The sequence below is a fragment of the Ureibacillus sp. FSL W8-0352 genome, assembly GCF_038004345.1.
Classification (GTDB): Bacteria; Bacillota; Bacilli; order Bacillales_A; family Planococcaceae; genus Ureibacillus; species Ureibacillus thermosphaericus.
The window spans coordinates 81,370-96,654 of the sequence record NZ_JBBOQT010000001.1 but is presented as its reverse complement, the minus strand read 5'-3'; the positions used below and the strand labels follow the sequence as shown (position 1 = coordinate 96,654).

The window sequence follows — 15,285 nt, the reverse complement described above, 5'->3', positions numbered from 1 at the left end:
ATTACACCTCCTCTTCAGTCATCATTAATAGAATGAGGGAAATATTGTCTTCTCCTCCGCTATCATTTGCTAATTGCACTAGTTTCCGACCTTTTTCAGCAATAGGCATCGGATAAGTAATGATGGCAGCCATTTCCTCCGTTGATATTTTATTGCTTAACCCGTCTGAACAGATAAGTAAATAAGAATATTCCTTCAGGGTTAGCTCGTAAAAATCCGGTTCAATGGTGGGTTCTGTGCCTAAAGCTTTCACAATAAAATTTTTTTGCGGATGATTTTGTGCTTCTTCCTCACTGATTTCTCCACTATCTACTAATATATTAACGTACGAATGATCACGAGTTATTAAGTCAACGCTAGTTGATGTAAAATGATATACTCGACTATCTCCAATATGACCAATTAAACAATGATTATGGTCAATCAACACCGCTATAAATGTCGTTCCCATTCCTTTACAGTTTTCATGTTCTAAGGAATAGTTGTAAATTTTTTCGTTGATGTTTGATATGGCTTCCTGCATCCACTTTCGCTTTTCTTCCACCGTTGCATTTTGAAATTCTGCCTGTAGAAAATAATTGGACATTTCTTGAATTGCCATTTCACTTGCAACATCACCCGCGTTATGACCACCCATTCCATCCGCTAATAAAGCAAGTTTTAATGAATCAGGGCGCTCTAAAAAAGCTGCCCTATCTTCATTAACAACTCTTTTTCTCCCTACATCACTTTCAACCGTAAACTTCACAATTGTCACCTCGTCTCGTGAACTCTCTCTTTCGCCCGTAATTGCCCACACGCTGCATCAATATCTGAGCCATGCTCTCTGCGAATTGTTACATTGATGCCATTCTTTTTTAATGCTTTTTCAAAGGCAAATATTTGATTTCTTGGAGTACGCACATAATCTCGCTCTGGTACGTAGTTTACGGGAATTAAATTGACATGGCTTTTAATTCCTTTTATCAGTTGGGCTAGTTCTTCTGCGTGCTCAATAGAATCGTTTACACCACCGAACAACCCATACTCAAATGTGACACGGCGTCCAGTTTTATTCGTATAATAGCGTATTGCTTCCATTAATTTATCTAACTTATACGCTCTAGCAATCGGCATTAAACGTTCACGCAGTTCTTGATTTGGTGCGTGAAGAGACAATGCGAAATTAATTTGCAATTGTTCATCCGCGAACTGATAAATTTTAGGTATTATACCAGAGGTAGAAACAGTTATATGACGCGCTCCAATATTTAAGCCTTTTTCGTGATTGATGACTTTTAAAAACTTCATCATTGCATCATAATTATCGAATGGTTCACCGATTCCCATAATCACCACATGGGATACTCTTTCTCCGACTTCATCTAACGTTTGTTGCACTTTGACCACTTGCTCAACGATTTCTCCTGCAAGCAAATGTCTTTTTAATCCGCCTAAAGTTGACGCACAAAAAGTACAACCAATCCGACAACCCACTTGCGTTGTCACACAGACGGAGTTTCCATAATCATGGCGCATTAATACCGTTTCAATGGAATAGTTGTCTTGTAATTGAAATAAAAATTTGATTGTTCCATCTTTTGATTCTTGTTTTACAATCGTTGAAAGGGTTGTAAATGCAAAGTTTTCTTTAAGTTTATCTCGCAATTGCTTCGATAAATTTGTCATTTCATCAAAAGTTTTAACCCGCTTATTATAAAGCCATTCATAAATTTGTGTAGCACGGAATGGCTTTTCTCGTTTTTCATTCAACCATTGTTTTAATTCATCCAATGTTAATGAATAAATGGATTCTTTTAATTGTGGTTTTTCTTTTTTTACACGTTTCTGTGATGATTCTGCATATTCAACTAATTCATTTATACGTTCATTTAAAATAGCGTTATCCATTAAATAGGATTCTCCTTTTTACTTAACTTTTTCAAAGGCAGCAACAAAGAAACCATCACTTCCAAAGTCTTGTGGAAAAACTTGCAGCATTCCTTCGTGCTGTGCTTCTAATAATTGCTTTGGCAAATGTTTTATAGGTACAAGTTTCATCTCAGGGTGAGACGCTAAAAATGCCTCGACTGTTCCTTCATTTTCTTTTTTACTGACTGTGCATGTGCTATACACAAGTCTTCCACCAGGTTTTAATAATTTTTCAGCATTATCTAACAGCTCCAATTGAATTTCATGTAAGCGGTCAAAATCCTCTTCTCTTTTTGTATATTTGATATCCGGTTTTCGACGCATAACACCTAATCCAGAGCATGGTGCATCAACAAGGATTGCATCGAATGATTCAGGCTGTAATAATTCCGCTGCTTTCCTACCGTCAATTGGCGCTGTTTCAACAATATTAATTCCAAGCCTTGCACAGTTTTCTTCAATTAAATCTAATTTATGAGGATGAATATCCGTTGCAAGAATGGAACCTTCATTTTTCATGATTTCTGCCATATGAGTCGTTTTTCCACCAGGAGCGGCACACATATCTAGTACCCGTTCGCCCGGCTTTGGATTTAAAACGATTGCTGGCATCATTGAACTCTCATCTTGAATCGTTATGATGCCTTGTCGAAAAGTTTCCGTTCTAGCAGCTTGTCCGTTTAATAGATTTAAACATTGTGGAATTACTTTACTTTGTTCTGCTTGAATATCTTCTTGAGCTAATAACTCTATTGCTTCACCTACTGTAGCTTTTAAAGTATTCACTCGGACAGTTTGCTTCGGAGGAATATTATTCTCTTTTAACATAGCAACCGTTTTTTCTAGTCCATATGAGTCAACAAACATTTCTACAATCCATCTAGGATGGCTTGTTTCTATAGCTATACGCTCAATCGGATCTTTTATTTTTTCTAGCGACGGAATGCCCATTCTGGTGATAGTTCGCAAAATACCATTCACCATGGAAGCAATTCCTTTGTGGCCTCTCCTTTTGGCAATTTCTACAGCTTCATGAACAATTGCATGCTCAGGAATTTTCGATAAATAGACCATTTGGTAAACCGAAAGTCTTAAAAGCCATCGAATCCATTGTTCTATTTTGCCACGAATATACGGTTCTAAATAATAATCCAAGGCATATTTATATTGAAGAGTTCCATAGGTTAATTCCGTCAGCAAGGCCCGATCTTTTGCTTCAATATGATATTTATTGATTGTTTGGTTTAATAATAGGTTGGAATATGCTTGGTTCTTGTCTACGGCAAGTAGTATGCTTAACGCCGCATCTCGCACATTACCATCCCAAATATGAATACTTTTCTTCTTCTTTCTCATTCAAATAAATCTCCAATCTGCAATTTTGAACCCATGCCACGTAAATAATCTTCCGCTGACATGCGTTTTTTACCTGCAGGTTGTAATTCGATTATTGCAAGGGTTCCTTCACCAGTAGCCACTTCAAAATAATCTTTTTCAATTTTCACCACTTCACCAGGACGAGCTGTAACTTGTGAGTCACCTACTTTTGCCCACCAAATTTTCACATTGTCACCTTTAAAGGTTGTATAGGCAACCGGCCATGGATGTAGGCCACGCACTTGGTTATAAATACTTCTCGCACTTTTTGTCCAATCTATTCGCTCTTGTTCCCTTGTAATATTATGTGCAAAAGTCGCTCTTGTTTCATCCTGCGGAATGCGTTCATTTGTACCATTTAGGATGCTAGGAAGCGTATCCTTTAATAAATCTCTTCCCAAAAGGCTCAGTTTTTCAAACATGATGCCCGTATGGTCCATTTCTTCAATAGGGATTTCTCTTTGGGAAATGATATCACCCGCATCTAATTTTTCTGCCATATACATAATGGTAACGCCTGTTTTCTCTTCTCCGTCAATAATGGCTTGATGAATCGGCGCACCACCGCGATATTTTGGCAATAGCGATGCATGCACATTAATGCATCCCCATTTTGGCGCTTCCAACAACTCTTTTGGCAAGATTTGACCATAAGCAGCCGTAACAATTAAATCGGGATTCATATGAATTAATTCGCTCATTTCTTCAGAACCTTTTAATTTCTCAGGTTGAAGAACTTTTAATCCTAAACGAAGTGCTTCTTCTTTTACTGGAGGAGGAGTTAGCACCCGTTTTCTTCCAACAGGACGGTCCGGTTGCGTGACGACTGCTGCAACTTCATATCCTTCTTCATGAAGCATGCGCAAAATAGGAACTGAAAATTCCGGAGTACCCATAAACACGATTTTTGTCATATTTTATTCTTCCTCCTCCTCGAACATTTCCTCTAATTCTTCTTCAGTATAGACACGTGTAATTTTAGAATTGAATAAAATGCCATCTAAATGGTCAATTTCATGTAAAATACAGCGAGCATCGTAATCCGTTGCTTCCAATTGATATACTTGACCGTTTCGATCATGGGCTTCAATTTTAACATAATTCGGTCTTTCCACTTCTCCATAAAGCCCAGGGAAACTTAAACAACCTTCGATGTCCACTGATGAACCGTCCGTTTCGATGACTGTAGGGTTAATCATTTCAATCAATGTTCGCTCTTCACCTAACTCAACAATGGCAATACGAAGGGGAACATTAACTTGAGGAGCAGCAATACCCATACCGTCATATTCAACCATCGTTTCGTACATATCATCTAATAAAGAGATAATCTCTTCATCAATTACTGTTACTTCTTTACATGGCTGTGTTAATACTTTTGCCGGATGCTTTACGATTTCTCTAATCATTAGGTAACCTCTTTCTATTTAAATCATGGAGGGGTCTAAATCAATTGTTAATACGACACCCTTTTTTATCCAATCCGTACGATATATTTTCAATAACTGTAAAAATGTTGGAATTAAATTCGGCTCTATTTTGTATTTTATCAAACATTGATAGCGATATCTATTTTGCAGACGAACGATGCCTGCTGTCGTCGGTCCAATAATAGAAGCATTAAAAGAAAGATGAGTACGAAGAAATTCTGCACATTTATTAGCATATTCTGCTGCTAACAATACGTCTTCATGTGCTACTTGGATGAGTGCTATAAAATAATATGGTGGATATGCCGCACCATGGCGAACCATCATTTCTCTTTCATAAAATGGTTCATATTGTTGGGTTTTCGCAAGTTCAATTGCATAATGTTCCGGTGTGTAGGATTGAATAATTACCTCACCATGCTTTTCCGCTCTACCCGCACGACCACTTACTTGAGTAAGCAGTTGGAATGTCCGCTCAGCTGCGCGAAAATCTGGCAAATGCAGCGAAGTATCGGCACTTAGTACACCAACAAGGGTAATGTTTGGAAAGTCCAATCCTTTGGCAATCATTTGAGTTCCGAGCAGTATATCCGCTTTGCCAGCTCCAAAATTCTCTAATATCGCCTCATGTGCACCTTTCTGTTTTGTCGTATCTACATCCATTCTTAATACCCTTGCCTCTGGAAAGAGTTTCATCAATTCTTCTTCCACTTTTTGAGTACCTGTTCCAAAATAACGAATATGGTCGCTACTACATTCTGGACAAATTGTTGGTACAAACTGTTCATATCCACAATAATGGCATTTTAATTTTTCATTGTAGCGATGATATGTTAAGGAAATATCACAATTTTCACATTGCATCACCGTTCCGCAATCTCGGCATAAAACGAAGGAAGAATACCCTCTCCGATTTAAAAACAACACGATTTGCTCTTTCTTTTTTAACCGATCACGAATGGACTCAGTTAATTTTTCAGAAAACATGGAACGATTTCCCTTTTTTAATTCTTCCCTCATATCAACAATTTCAACAGTCGGTAGGGGTTGATTTAATGCACGCCCTTTTAATGTCAATAATTTATACACGTTTTTTCTAGCACGAGCGTAGGATTCAAGGCTTGGCGTAGCGCTTCCTAAAATCACTGGACAATGATGATATTTACTTCTCCAAATGGCAACATCCCTTGCATGATATCTCGGTGTATCTTCTTGTTTATAAGACGATTCATGCTCTTCATCGAGGATGATGAGTCCTACATTTTCAAAGGGAGCAAATACTGCGGATCGCGCACCGACAACAACCTTCACTTTTTGTTGATGAACTTTCCTCCATTCATCGTACTTTTCACCGATTGACAAACCGCTATGCATCACCGCAACAAGTTCACCAAATCTTGAACGGAAGCGATTTGTCATTTGCGGAGTGAGGGAAATTTCTGGAACAAGTACAATCGCATCTTTACCTTGCTGAATACAATGCTGAATTGCCTGCAAATAAACTTCCGTTTTACCGCTTCCGGTTACCCCATGTAATAAGAAAGTTTCAGGGGAACGATTGTCCATCGCTTCTACAATTTTATGTAATGCTTGTTTTTGTTCCTCTGTTAAAGTTAAAAAATCTGTTTTTTTAACATCCTTCTTAAAAGGATTTCGATACACTTCTTCTAATATAAATTCAGCAGCACCTTGCTCAATGATTGCTTGTAACACTTGAGGGGAACAGTTTGTTTCCTTGTAAATAAAATCAGGTTCCAATATTTCCCCAACGTGTTGTTTCATCCATAAAAGCAGTTGTTTTTGTTTTTTGGCACGGTTGGATAACTTATCATATACTTCTTGAAGAAGTTGAAGATTATCTGAAACTTTTACTTTCCTAATTTCTTTTACTTGGCCTTTTTGTTTAACTACGTTTTCAAGGGAAAGTAATTTCTTATTTAACGCTTTTTTTAAAGGGATGAGCAAATTATTTTTCTCAAATTCTTTATAGTTCACTTTTGTCGACTTGTGGAAGTAATGTTTTAAAGGTTCATCTAAATTTTCTACATTAGTTTGAAGAACGACCATTTTTTCATACTTTGCCCTAAGTGCTGATGGCAACATTACTTGTAGGCAATCGATTTCATAACAAATCGTTTCTTGTTTCAACCATTTTGCCAATTGAAGCATTTCACTTGTCAATACCGGCTCAATATCGAGTAATGACGCGATTGGCTTAATTTTATCTAACGGAACATCCGTCTCATTCTTAATCCCAATAACAAATCCGAGAACATTCCGATTTCCAAAAGGCACTTTTACTCGACAACCACATTCAATAAGCTCTTCTACTTGTTCTGGAATGAAGTAATCAAAAGGGCGGTCGACTGGATATGCGGACACGTCAACAATGACTTCGGCAATCATCATTTTTTCTCTTCTCTTTCAAAATATTGAATCACTAACTCCGTTATTTTCTCCGGCTCTTCTAATCGTCCCTTACCAACGTATCCGCAAGCTAAATACCCTTCTGATGGTTCAATAAAGGAATAGCCGTCTCTTGCAAGCTGTGCGATATTGCGTTTTACAGCAGGATGTTCATACATATGCACGTTCATAGCTGGGGCAATCCATACTGGGCTCGTTGTAGCGAGCAGTGTTGTTGTCAACATATCATCAGCAATTCCATTGGCAAGTTTACCAATGATATTCGCTGTCGCAGGTGCAACAATCACTAAATCCGCCCAGTCAGCTAATTCAATATGGGCAATTGAACTTGGATCTTTTTCGTCGAACGTATCAATATACACATCATTTTTTGACATCACTTGGAAAGTAAGGGGTGTAACAAATTTCATCGCTGATTCGGTCATAATTACTTTTACTTGAAACCCTGCTTGAGTTAATTTACTTACTAATGCTACTGCTTTGTAAACCGCAATACCGCCAGACACTCCTAGTAAAATTTTTCGACTCATCAACTTTCACCCTTTCAAAGGATAAGCTCCCAAAGAATGTTTCTCCGGGAGCTACTCGTAGTTTTACATTAAATTTTACTTCTATTGTGTTCATCAGAATAAACTTTGTTAGCATCTTGGATTTCCATTTCTAATAAACCTGCAGCAACTTCTTCCAACGCTTTCCCAACTGGTTTATGTGATTTATACTCAGACAATTTAAAGTTTCCAAGTTCTTGTAATTGACGGGCACGTTTTGATGCTAAACTAACTAATGAATATTTGGAGTCTACTTTTCCTTTCAACACATCAATGGATGGATATAACATCATCATTCTCCTTTCAACATCGATAAATATCTTTTTTCAACACGTTCACGGCGGCAATGTTCAGCCATGATGATTGCATTTATTTTTTCACAAGCTTTTTGAATTTCATCATTTTCTACAACATAATCATATAAACTCATCATTTCAAGTTCTTCTTTTGCAGTTTCAATTCTCTTTTGAATAATTTCTTCCGTTTCTGTACCGCGACCTATTAATCGTCTTTCTAACTCCGACAAACTAGGAGGTGCTAAAAAGATGAAAAGAGCTTCCGGAACTTTTTCGCGAATTTGAGCCGCTCCTTGAACTTCGATTTCTAAAAAAACATCGCGGCCTGCATCCAATGTTTCATTTACATAATCGAGAGGGGTGCCATAATAGTTGCCTACAAATTCAGCATACTCTAATAGTTTTCCCTCCTCGATTAATTTTTCAAACTCTTCTCGAGTTTTAAAAAAATAATCGACTCCATCGACTTCTCCCTCACGAGGTTTTCGAGTTGTCATTGAAATGGAGTATTCATAATTTGTATTCGGTTGTTTAAAAAGCTCTTTTCTTACTGTTCCTTTCCCAACACCAGATGGGCCAGAAAGAACAATTAATAATCCGCGCTCTTTTTTCATCGATTTCATACTCTCCCTTATTACTACCTTTCCAAGCTTATTCAATATTTTGAACTTGTTCTCGCATTTTTTCTAAAATAGTTTTTGATTGAACAACCACTGGTGAAATGATTACAGACTGATTTTTCGACCCAATTGTATTAATTTCTCTGAGCATTTCTTGCATAAGGAAATCTAATTTTCTTCCTATGGAAAAAGGTTCTTCTAACGTCTCTTCTAACTGCTGGAAGTGACTTTCAAGTCGGTCCAATTCTTCCGATATATCAATCCGATCAGCGAAAATAGCGACTTCAGCAAGTATTCTATCTTCTACTTCTTCCACATCTGCAATTTCTGCTAATCTTTCTGTCAATTTTTCTCGATGTTTTTTTACTGCATCTTGCGAATGTTCACGAATAAATTTTACTTGCGCTTTAAGCTCATCATTATATTCGAGCAACACTTGTTTTAATTCTTGTCCTTCTCGCTCTCGCATTTCCACTAATTTTTCCATCGCTTCTCGGACAGCAATTTCAACACTAGATGCAATCTCTTCTGGTGTTAACTCCTTTTTTTCATATAAAAGTGCACCTTCTAATGATAGCACTTCTTGCATAGAATATTGCTCATCTATTGGGATTACTTGGCGAAGTTCATCTTTTGCATTTTTATAGGCTTCAATAAGAGACCAATTAATTTTAAAATCTTTTACTTCTTCACCAGTAAGTTTTAAGTTTACTAAACAATCAAATTTCCCTCGTTTTACATATTGGGATATGATTTTTTTTGCAAGCAGTTCTGCCTCTAACCACTCTTTTGGAAATTTTGTATAAATTTCTAAAAAGCGATGATTCACTGAGCGAATTTCTACTGTCAGTTGATAATCATTCGTAGTTGTGACACCTCTGCCAAAACCAGTCATACTACGCACCAAGGTAAGTCACACCTTTCATAAAGCTATGCTCCAATTATAACACATGATTAAAAAATTATAACGTATTTATCCATTATTAGAAGATGAACTTAGCTTTTTTATTTTATTTGAAAAATTTCTCTTAGTCCATCATAGTATGATGTTTTTGGTAGGGGACCGATTTCCCGCTCATATTTTTCACCGTTTAAAATAACAGGTTCATCAATTAAATAAAACATCTCCGAAAATTCACGCATAAATGGGTTGAATAATCCCACCATTTGAACCATTCTTTTCGTTACAATGGAGATTTTTTTATCATATCCCGTAAGCTCACGGATCATTTGAATGATTTCTTCCCCGGTAATCGGACCGTAAGAAGGAATATTCCACTCTTGCCCATAAGCCTTTTCATTCAATACCAAGTTTACAAAAGCCTTTGCTCCATCAGGCAAATAAATGTATTCCCTCGCCAACTTTGGATTCCCTATAAACATGGCCTTTTTATTGTTTATTACAGCATTGATTGTTGTATATAATAATGTATTAGCGGCATTCGGACCGTAAAAATCTGGGAAATGAGCAATAGTATATTTAATTCCAGAATTCTTGATCATGTTTTCTAATTGCAATCGGATTTTTCCTTTTTTTGTATGAGGATTTTTCGGCATATCCTCCGTCATTTTTTTGCCAACACTTCGACCATAAGCATATATATTATCAACATAAGCAAATTTTATGTTGTACTTTTTTACAGTTTGAATAACATTGTCCATTAATACAGGTAGTTTTTTCCACTCTTGATAAGGTATATTCACTGAATGAACGATTAAATCAACATCTTGTGCTGCATGAAGTAAATCTGTTTGATTAAATAAATCTCCTTGGACGATTTCCACTCGTTCCTCATTATTAAATAGTCTTTCTAATTTTTCCTTATTTCGTGCAAATGCTTTTACTTCAATTCCACGATTACAAAATTCTTTTACAAGTGCCGCTCCCATATTACCTGAAGCACCAAGAACTAATACTTTTTTCATAAAAAAACTCCTCCCTTTTTGTTAACCAGTGGTCAATTAAATGTTCAATACATTTTATTGACCGCTGGTTAAATAAATATAAAAAAATTAACACACACCTTTAAGTAAAAATTTTACGTGATGAATTGCTGCATTCTCTATATCTTCATAACTTACAACATGGGATAAATAGTGACTAACAAAACCATGCAAAGAAATAAAAATTGACCATATATCCTTTAATTGCAATTTTTTATTTGATAATGTGTATAAAGCATTGGCAAACTTCTCATATACCTTCATCGGTTGTTCATTGATGAAATTGCGTACCTCATCATCTTTTAGCATAAACATTATTTCATAATGGCTCTGATGGTTTAAACCAAACTTGATATACCCAAGCATACATTGCTCAAGTTTTTCTAAATTTTCAATGTCCTTCTCTAATACATTGTTTAATTCCTGTTCTAATAGAACAAAATATTCCTTCACCAATGCAAAAAATAATTCTGCTTTACTTTGAAAATGATAATACAAAGCACCGTGGGAACAGCCAAGTTCTTTTGCAATTTGACGCATCGAAACTTGCTGATAGCCATTTTTTACGAATAAATCTCTTGCAACATCCATAATCATTTTTGGCGTAAGGACAGGTTTAGACGCATCTCTTGCCATAATAAATCCTCCAGTCATTCTAGTTGCATTAAATTAATTGACCACTGTTCAATAATAAGATAATTCAAAGGTTTTAAAATGTCAAATGCTTCTTCTCATTAAACTTTAAATATTTTATGAATTGCATTAGAATCAATGCAGAGATATAAAAACATGATAAAATAATATATCAGTGATTTTTCAAGAAAAGAGGAACAATTATGGCATTTGATGGATTATTTACAGTAGCGATGATCAATGAGTTGAAGAGACTTGAAACTGGTCGAATTTCAAAAGTTCATCAACCAAATGCATTGGAAGTAGTGCTCCATATCCGAGCAAGAGGGAAAAATGAAAAATTATTATTTTCTATTCACCCATCATATGCACGAGTTCACTTAACAAAAGAATCGATTGAAAATCCACAAGAACCACCAATGTTTTGCATGCTCCTCCGCAAACATATTGAAGGCGGCATTATTACTCGAATTGAAAACAATGGTTTTGAGAGATTGATTACTTTTCACATTGAAAGTAAAAACGAAATTGGTGACCAAGTGACTCGGAAGTTAATCGTTGAAATAATGGGACGACATAGTAATTTAATTTTAGTTGACGATGAAAATAAAATCATCGATGGATTAAAACATTTACCACCTTCCGTTAACAGTTATCGAACAGTGCTTCCAGGATTTGAGTATATCCATCCACCAGCACAACAAAAAGCCAATCCGATTACAATATCTGATGAGGAGATTACGAACTTTTTCTCAAATGAAAAAACATCACAAGAAGTAGTTGCTCATTTTGCTGGATTTTCTCCTTTTCATGCTAAAGAATTATTGCATCGAATGAAGGACGAAAACAATAAAATTGAAATATTCCGCACGTTTATAAACGAAATTCTTGCTAGTGCTAATCCTACTTATTTAGAAGTTGATGGAAAACCTTATTTTTCACCGACAACAATTACTCATGTATCGAGGAAAAATACGTTTTTTGTTGATTTAAGCTCCCTCCTAGACCGAGCATTTTACGCAAGAGCTGAAAGGGACCGTGTAAAACAACAAGCGGGCGACTTAGAACGCTTTTTACAAAATGAAATCAATAAATTGAAAACAAAATTAAAAAAGTTACATAAAGATTTAGAACAAGCTTCCAAATTAGATCAATACCAATTATATGGCGAACTATTAATGGCTAATTTATACCAATTCGACAAAGGCATGAAGGAAGTTACCGTAACGAATTACTACAATGAACAAGAATTGACAATACCATTAGATGAAAGAAAAACACCTATCGAAAATGCCCAAAGCTATTATTCGAAATACAATAAAGCTAAACATGCGCTCATTCGGGTAAAAGAGCAAATTGATAAAACAAAAGAGGAAATTGAATATTTTGAAATGCTCATCAACCAAGTAAACCAAGCAAGCCCAACGGATATTGAAGAAATTCGTGATGAACTAGCAGAACAAGGCTATTTGAAAAAACGAAACAAAAAACAAAAGCAAAAACAATTAAAACCTGTTCCTGAAAAATTTATGTCATCAACAGGGGTTCCTATATCGGTCGGCAAAAACAATAAACAAAACGACTATTTAACCTTTAAATTAGCTAAAAAATCCGATACTTGGCTTCACACAAAAGATATTCCAGGATCACATGTCGTCATTCATTCGGATAATCCAGACGAGACAACATTGAAAGAAGCTGCTATATTAAGCGCCTATTTTAGCAAAGCAAGAAGCTCCTCTTCTGTACCAGTAGACTATACGAAAATTCGACATGTGAAAAAGCCGAATGGAGCAAAACCAGGTTTCGTGATTTATTTTGAGCAAAAAACGCTCTATGTCACACCGGATGAAGAAGTTGTATTAAAACTTAAGAAAAAAGATTGATCTTTTTATTATTGTAGTGCAAACCTATACGACGGTTTGTACTATTTTTTTAAAATAATTCAAGCCTTCTGGTTTATAAATAACCCTAAAGCTTGAGCCTTACTAAAAATAATCAACAACCTCTTTTTTCCAAACACCTTTTGTTAAAATATTGGCTCAATATTATTGCATTACCAAGTTATTAATTACTCTATAAATGCATAGAAATTAACGATTCATCTGTAAAATTTTCAGGAGGAATAATGATGCAATTCAAATTTATTCATTGCCTCAGTATATTCGTCCTACTATTTGCATTTCTCATTCAATCACCTCAAAAGGCAAAGGCATCAGAATTTCATAAATCACAAGCTGAAATCGAACAGTTTTTTGATGAATTTTTTTCAAAGGAGATGTCAAAAAAGCATGTTCCAGGTGTCGGTTTCATATTAGTGAAAGATGGAAAAAGAATAATTTCAAAAGGATACGGCTACGCAAATATTGATAAAAAAATTGGGGTTGACCCAGAAAAGACTCTATTTCGGGTTGCTTCATTATCAAAAATTTATGTACTGATGGCAATTTTAAAATTGCAAGAAGAAGGCAAATTATCGGTTCATGATGAAGTATCAAAATATTTAGCAGAAGATGATCCACTTATCCATCGATTGAAAGGAATTAAAATTCACCATTTGCTTACCCATACAGAAGGCTTTCCATCTAAAGATGTTGGAACTTTTGTGTTAAATGCGGATGCCATTCCGCCTCTTCATGACACATTAATAAAAGATTTGAGAAAACCAACTATTCAACCCGGTACGGGCATTGCCTACGGTGGAATGGGTTCCGTATTAGCTGCTCATATTATTGAAAATATCACTGGAAAAACATTTGATGTTTATGTAAAGGAAAAAATTCTTCAGCCGCTTTCTATGAACTACAGTACATTCTCTCAAACCATTCCAAAGTCATTACAACATAGTCTAGCCACTACCTATTTATTTGAAGATAATAAGTTTATTGAAACAGAGTTTTTATATGGCTCCACTCCGCCTTCAGGAGGTCTAAGTAGCACTCCAGCAGAAGTTAGCAATTTACTAATTGCCTTAATGAAAAATGGCACATTTGATGGAATCGAAATATTAAAACAAGAAGCAGTACAATCTATGATTCAACCGCAATACCGTGGACATAACAATCTAGCAGGTGTTACTTATGGATTTTTTGAATTCTTTCAAAACAACAAAAGGGCACTTGTTAGAGATGGCAGTGGATTTGGAGTAACAACCAGAATGTTGTTTATACCTGAAGAACAAATAGGATTCGTATATTTTCAAAATATTCGAGGAGATGATTTACTTAATGAATTAACCACTACTTTTTTCGATTACTTTTTTGAAAAGAAAGCAAAAAAGACTGGTATTCCCTTAACATTAGAGGAAGCAAAGAAATTAGAAGGTACTTATCGAGCAATCCAGCAACATCAAAATATCATGAAAGTTGGTAGCTTTTTCTCCGGGATGATGATTGATATTACTGCAAATCATGATGGCACTTTACAACTTGTTGTTTCAGGTCCAGGCGATACAGCAGGTTGGGGAGGATTTGAAAAAGAAGCAACGCTCACACAAATTGAACCGATGCTGTTTCAACGTAGTGATATGGAAGGATATGTTGCTTTTGAAAATCTTGACGGAAAATTATTGATGCATACAGGTAATGGTTATCACACCACTTATGAAAAAATTCCTTGGTATGAAAAAGTGATATCACAGCTAGTGTTCCTAACTATTTTTACAATACTATTTGTCATAACACTCATCTATTCAATCATCCATTTTATTAAAAGAAATAAGAAATTCTATGCTTATATGGAATTGCCTTTCCTTCAACTCTGTGGAGTAATTAGTTTATTAAATCTTTCATTTCCATTTCCAATCTTTCAATTATGTTTTATAAATCAAATAGCTGGGTTCCCTGCAGTTGCTTTTGGCCTACCAAAACTCGTACAAATATTGCTGTATGTACCTGTGATTACTGGTATTTTGACCATGTTACTGTTTGGATTGTATTATCAATTGTATAGAAATGTTTCGAAAAAAAGAAAAATCGGCTATTTGGTCATTCTAATGGGTTACCTTCTTTTCATCCCATACTGCATCTACTGGAGATTTTTTCCTGGTTTTGCTTAAAAAAAATTCTCCTGAATCATTTTAATGACTCAGGAGAATTTT

General features: G+C 35.6%; 13 protein-coding genes and 1 pseudogene. 2 read left to right on the top strand and 12 right to left on the bottom strand.

Features of this window, described 5'->3' with window-relative positions; all coding sequences use genetic code 11:
- Position 1: 1 nt before the first annotated feature.
- From NST98_RS00490 to NST98_RS00435, 12 genes and pseudogenes are all read right to left on the bottom strand, one after another.
- Positions 2 to 748 (bottom strand): Stp1/IreP family PP2C-type Ser/Thr phosphatase, encoded by a 747-nt coding sequence (locus NST98_RS00490; RefSeq protein ID WP_016837463.1) that lies wholly within the window; start codon positions 746 to 748, stop codon positions 2 to 4.
- A gap of 5 nt (positions 749 to 753) precedes the next feature.
- Positions 754 to 1,890 (bottom strand): 23S rRNA (adenine(2503)-C(2))-methyltransferase RlmN, encoded by a 1,137-nt coding sequence (gene rlmN, locus NST98_RS00485; RefSeq protein ID WP_340714111.1) that lies wholly within the window; start codon positions 1,888 to 1,890, stop codon positions 754 to 756.
- A gap of 18 nt (positions 1,891 to 1,908) precedes the next feature.
- Entirely contained in the window at positions 1,909 to 3,267 is a 1,359-nt protein-coding gene (gene rsmB, locus NST98_RS00480; RefSeq protein WP_340714110.1) for a 16S rRNA (cytosine(967)-C(5))-methyltransferase RsmB, read from the bottom strand.
- Positions 3,264 to 4,202: a methionyl-tRNA formyltransferase gene (fmt, locus tag NST98_RS00475; protein WP_340714109.1), complete on the bottom strand. Its 939-nt coding sequence runs from the start codon at positions 4,200 to 4,202 to the stop codon at positions 3,264 to 3,266. Before fmt ends, rsmB begins: the two co-directional genes overlap by 4 nt.
- Positions 4,203 to 4,205: 3 nt before the next feature.
- Positions 4,206 to 4,697: a peptide deformylase gene (gene def / locus NST98_RS00470; protein WP_340432942.1), complete on the bottom strand. Its 492-nt coding sequence runs from the start codon at positions 4,695 to 4,697 to the stop codon at positions 4,206 to 4,208.
- An 18-nt stretch (positions 4,698 to 4,715) separates the two neighbouring features.
- Positions 4,716 to 7,124 carry a primosomal protein N' gene (gene priA, locus NST98_RS00465; protein WP_340715638.1) on the bottom strand — a complete coding sequence of 803 codons (2,409 nt, stop codon included), beginning with the start codon at positions 7,122 to 7,124 and terminating at the stop codon, positions 4,716 to 4,718.
- 5 nt (positions 7,125 to 7,129) lie between these two features.
- Positions 7,130 to 7,675, bottom strand: a pseudogene (gene coaBC, locus NST98_RS00460) (bifunctional phosphopantothenoylcysteine decarboxylase/phosphopantothenate--cysteine ligase CoaBC); the annotation flags it as partial.
- A gap of 68 nt (positions 7,676 to 7,743) precedes the next feature.
- On the bottom strand, positions 7,744 to 7,983 hold the full coding sequence (rpoZ, locus tag NST98_RS00455) for a DNA-directed RNA polymerase subunit omega (RefSeq protein WP_340715637.1): 240 nt from the start codon (positions 7,981 to 7,983) through the stop codon (positions 7,744 to 7,746).
- 2 nt (positions 7,984 to 7,985) lie between these two features.
- Complete coding sequence (gmk, locus tag NST98_RS00450) at positions 7,986 to 8,603, bottom strand: guanylate kinase (protein WP_016837471.1); 618 nt, start codon at positions 8,601 to 8,603, stop codon at positions 7,986 to 7,988.
- Positions 8,604 to 8,640: 37 nt separating this feature from the next.
- On the bottom strand, positions 8,641 to 9,516 hold the full coding sequence (locus NST98_RS00445; RefSeq protein ID WP_340714108.1) for a YicC/YloC family endoribonuclease: 876 nt from the start codon (positions 9,514 to 9,516) through the stop codon (positions 8,641 to 8,643).
- A 98-nt stretch (positions 9,517 to 9,614) separates the two neighbouring features.
- Positions 9,615 to 10,535, bottom strand: a complete 921-nt coding sequence (locus NST98_RS00440; RefSeq protein WP_340714107.1) for an NAD(P)H-binding protein — start codon at positions 10,533 to 10,535, stop codon at positions 9,615 to 9,617.
- An 87-nt stretch (positions 10,536 to 10,622) separates the two neighbouring features.
- On the bottom strand, positions 10,623 to 11,189 hold the full coding sequence (locus NST98_RS00435) for a TetR/AcrR family transcriptional regulator (RefSeq protein ID WP_016837474.1): 567 nt from the start codon (positions 11,187 to 11,189) through the stop codon (positions 10,623 to 10,625).
- A gap of 200 nt (positions 11,190 to 11,389) precedes the next feature.
- Here NST98_RS00435 and NST98_RS00430 point away from each other — a divergent pair, with 200 nt between their 5' ends.
- Entirely contained in the window at positions 11,390 to 13,072 is a 1,683-nt protein-coding gene (locus NST98_RS00430; protein WP_016837475.1) for an Rqc2 family fibronectin-binding protein, read from the top strand.
- A 242-nt stretch (positions 13,073 to 13,314) separates the two neighbouring features.
- Entirely contained in the window at positions 13,315 to 15,243 is a 1,929-nt protein-coding gene (locus NST98_RS00425; protein WP_340714106.1) for a serine hydrolase domain-containing protein, read from the top strand.
- The last annotated feature ends 42 nt before the right edge of the window (positions 15,244 to 15,285 follow it).

What these genes read in the sequence shown, in the direction of transcription:
- rlmN (WP_340714111.1), bottom strand. Translation starts at nt 1,890, where the DNA reads ATGGATAACGCTATTTTAAATGAACGTATAAATGAATTAGTTGAATAT.
- rsmB (WP_340714110.1), bottom strand. Translation starts at nt 3,267, where the DNA reads ATGAGAAAGAAGAAGAAAAGTATTCATATTTGGGATGGTAATGTGCGA.
- fmt (WP_340714109.1), bottom strand. Translation starts at nt 4,202, where the DNA reads ATGACAAAAATCGTGTTTATGGGTACTCCGGAATTTTCAGTTCCTATT.
- def (WP_340432942.1), bottom strand. Translation starts at nt 4,697, where the DNA reads ATGATTAGAGAAATCGTAAAGCATCCGGCAAAAGTATTAACACAGCCA.
- priA (WP_340715638.1), bottom strand. Translation starts at nt 7,124, where the DNA reads ATGATTGCCGAAGTCATTGTTGACGTGTCCGCATATCCAGTCGACCGC.
- rpoZ (WP_340715637.1), bottom strand. Translation starts at nt 7,983, where the DNA reads ATGTTATATCCATCCATTGATGTGTTGAAAGGAAAAGTAGACTCCAAA.
- gmk (WP_016837471.1), bottom strand. Translation starts at nt 8,603, where the DNA reads ATGAAAAAAGAGCGCGGATTATTAATTGTTCTTTCTGGCCCATCTGGT.
- NST98_RS00440 (WP_340714107.1), bottom strand. Translation starts at nt 10,535, where the DNA reads ATGAAAAAAGTATTAGTTCTTGGTGCTTCAGGTAATATGGGAGCGGCA.
- NST98_RS00435 (WP_016837474.1), bottom strand. Translation starts at nt 11,189, where the DNA reads ATGGCAAGAGATGCGTCTAAACCTGTCCTTACGCCAAAAATGATTATG.
- NST98_RS00430 (WP_016837475.1), top strand. Translation starts at nt 11,390, where the DNA reads ATGGCATTTGATGGATTATTTACAGTAGCGATGATCAATGAGTTGAAG.
- NST98_RS00425 (WP_340714106.1), top strand. Translation starts at nt 13,315, where the DNA reads ATGATGCAATTCAAATTTATTCATTGCCTCAGTATATTCGTCCTACTA.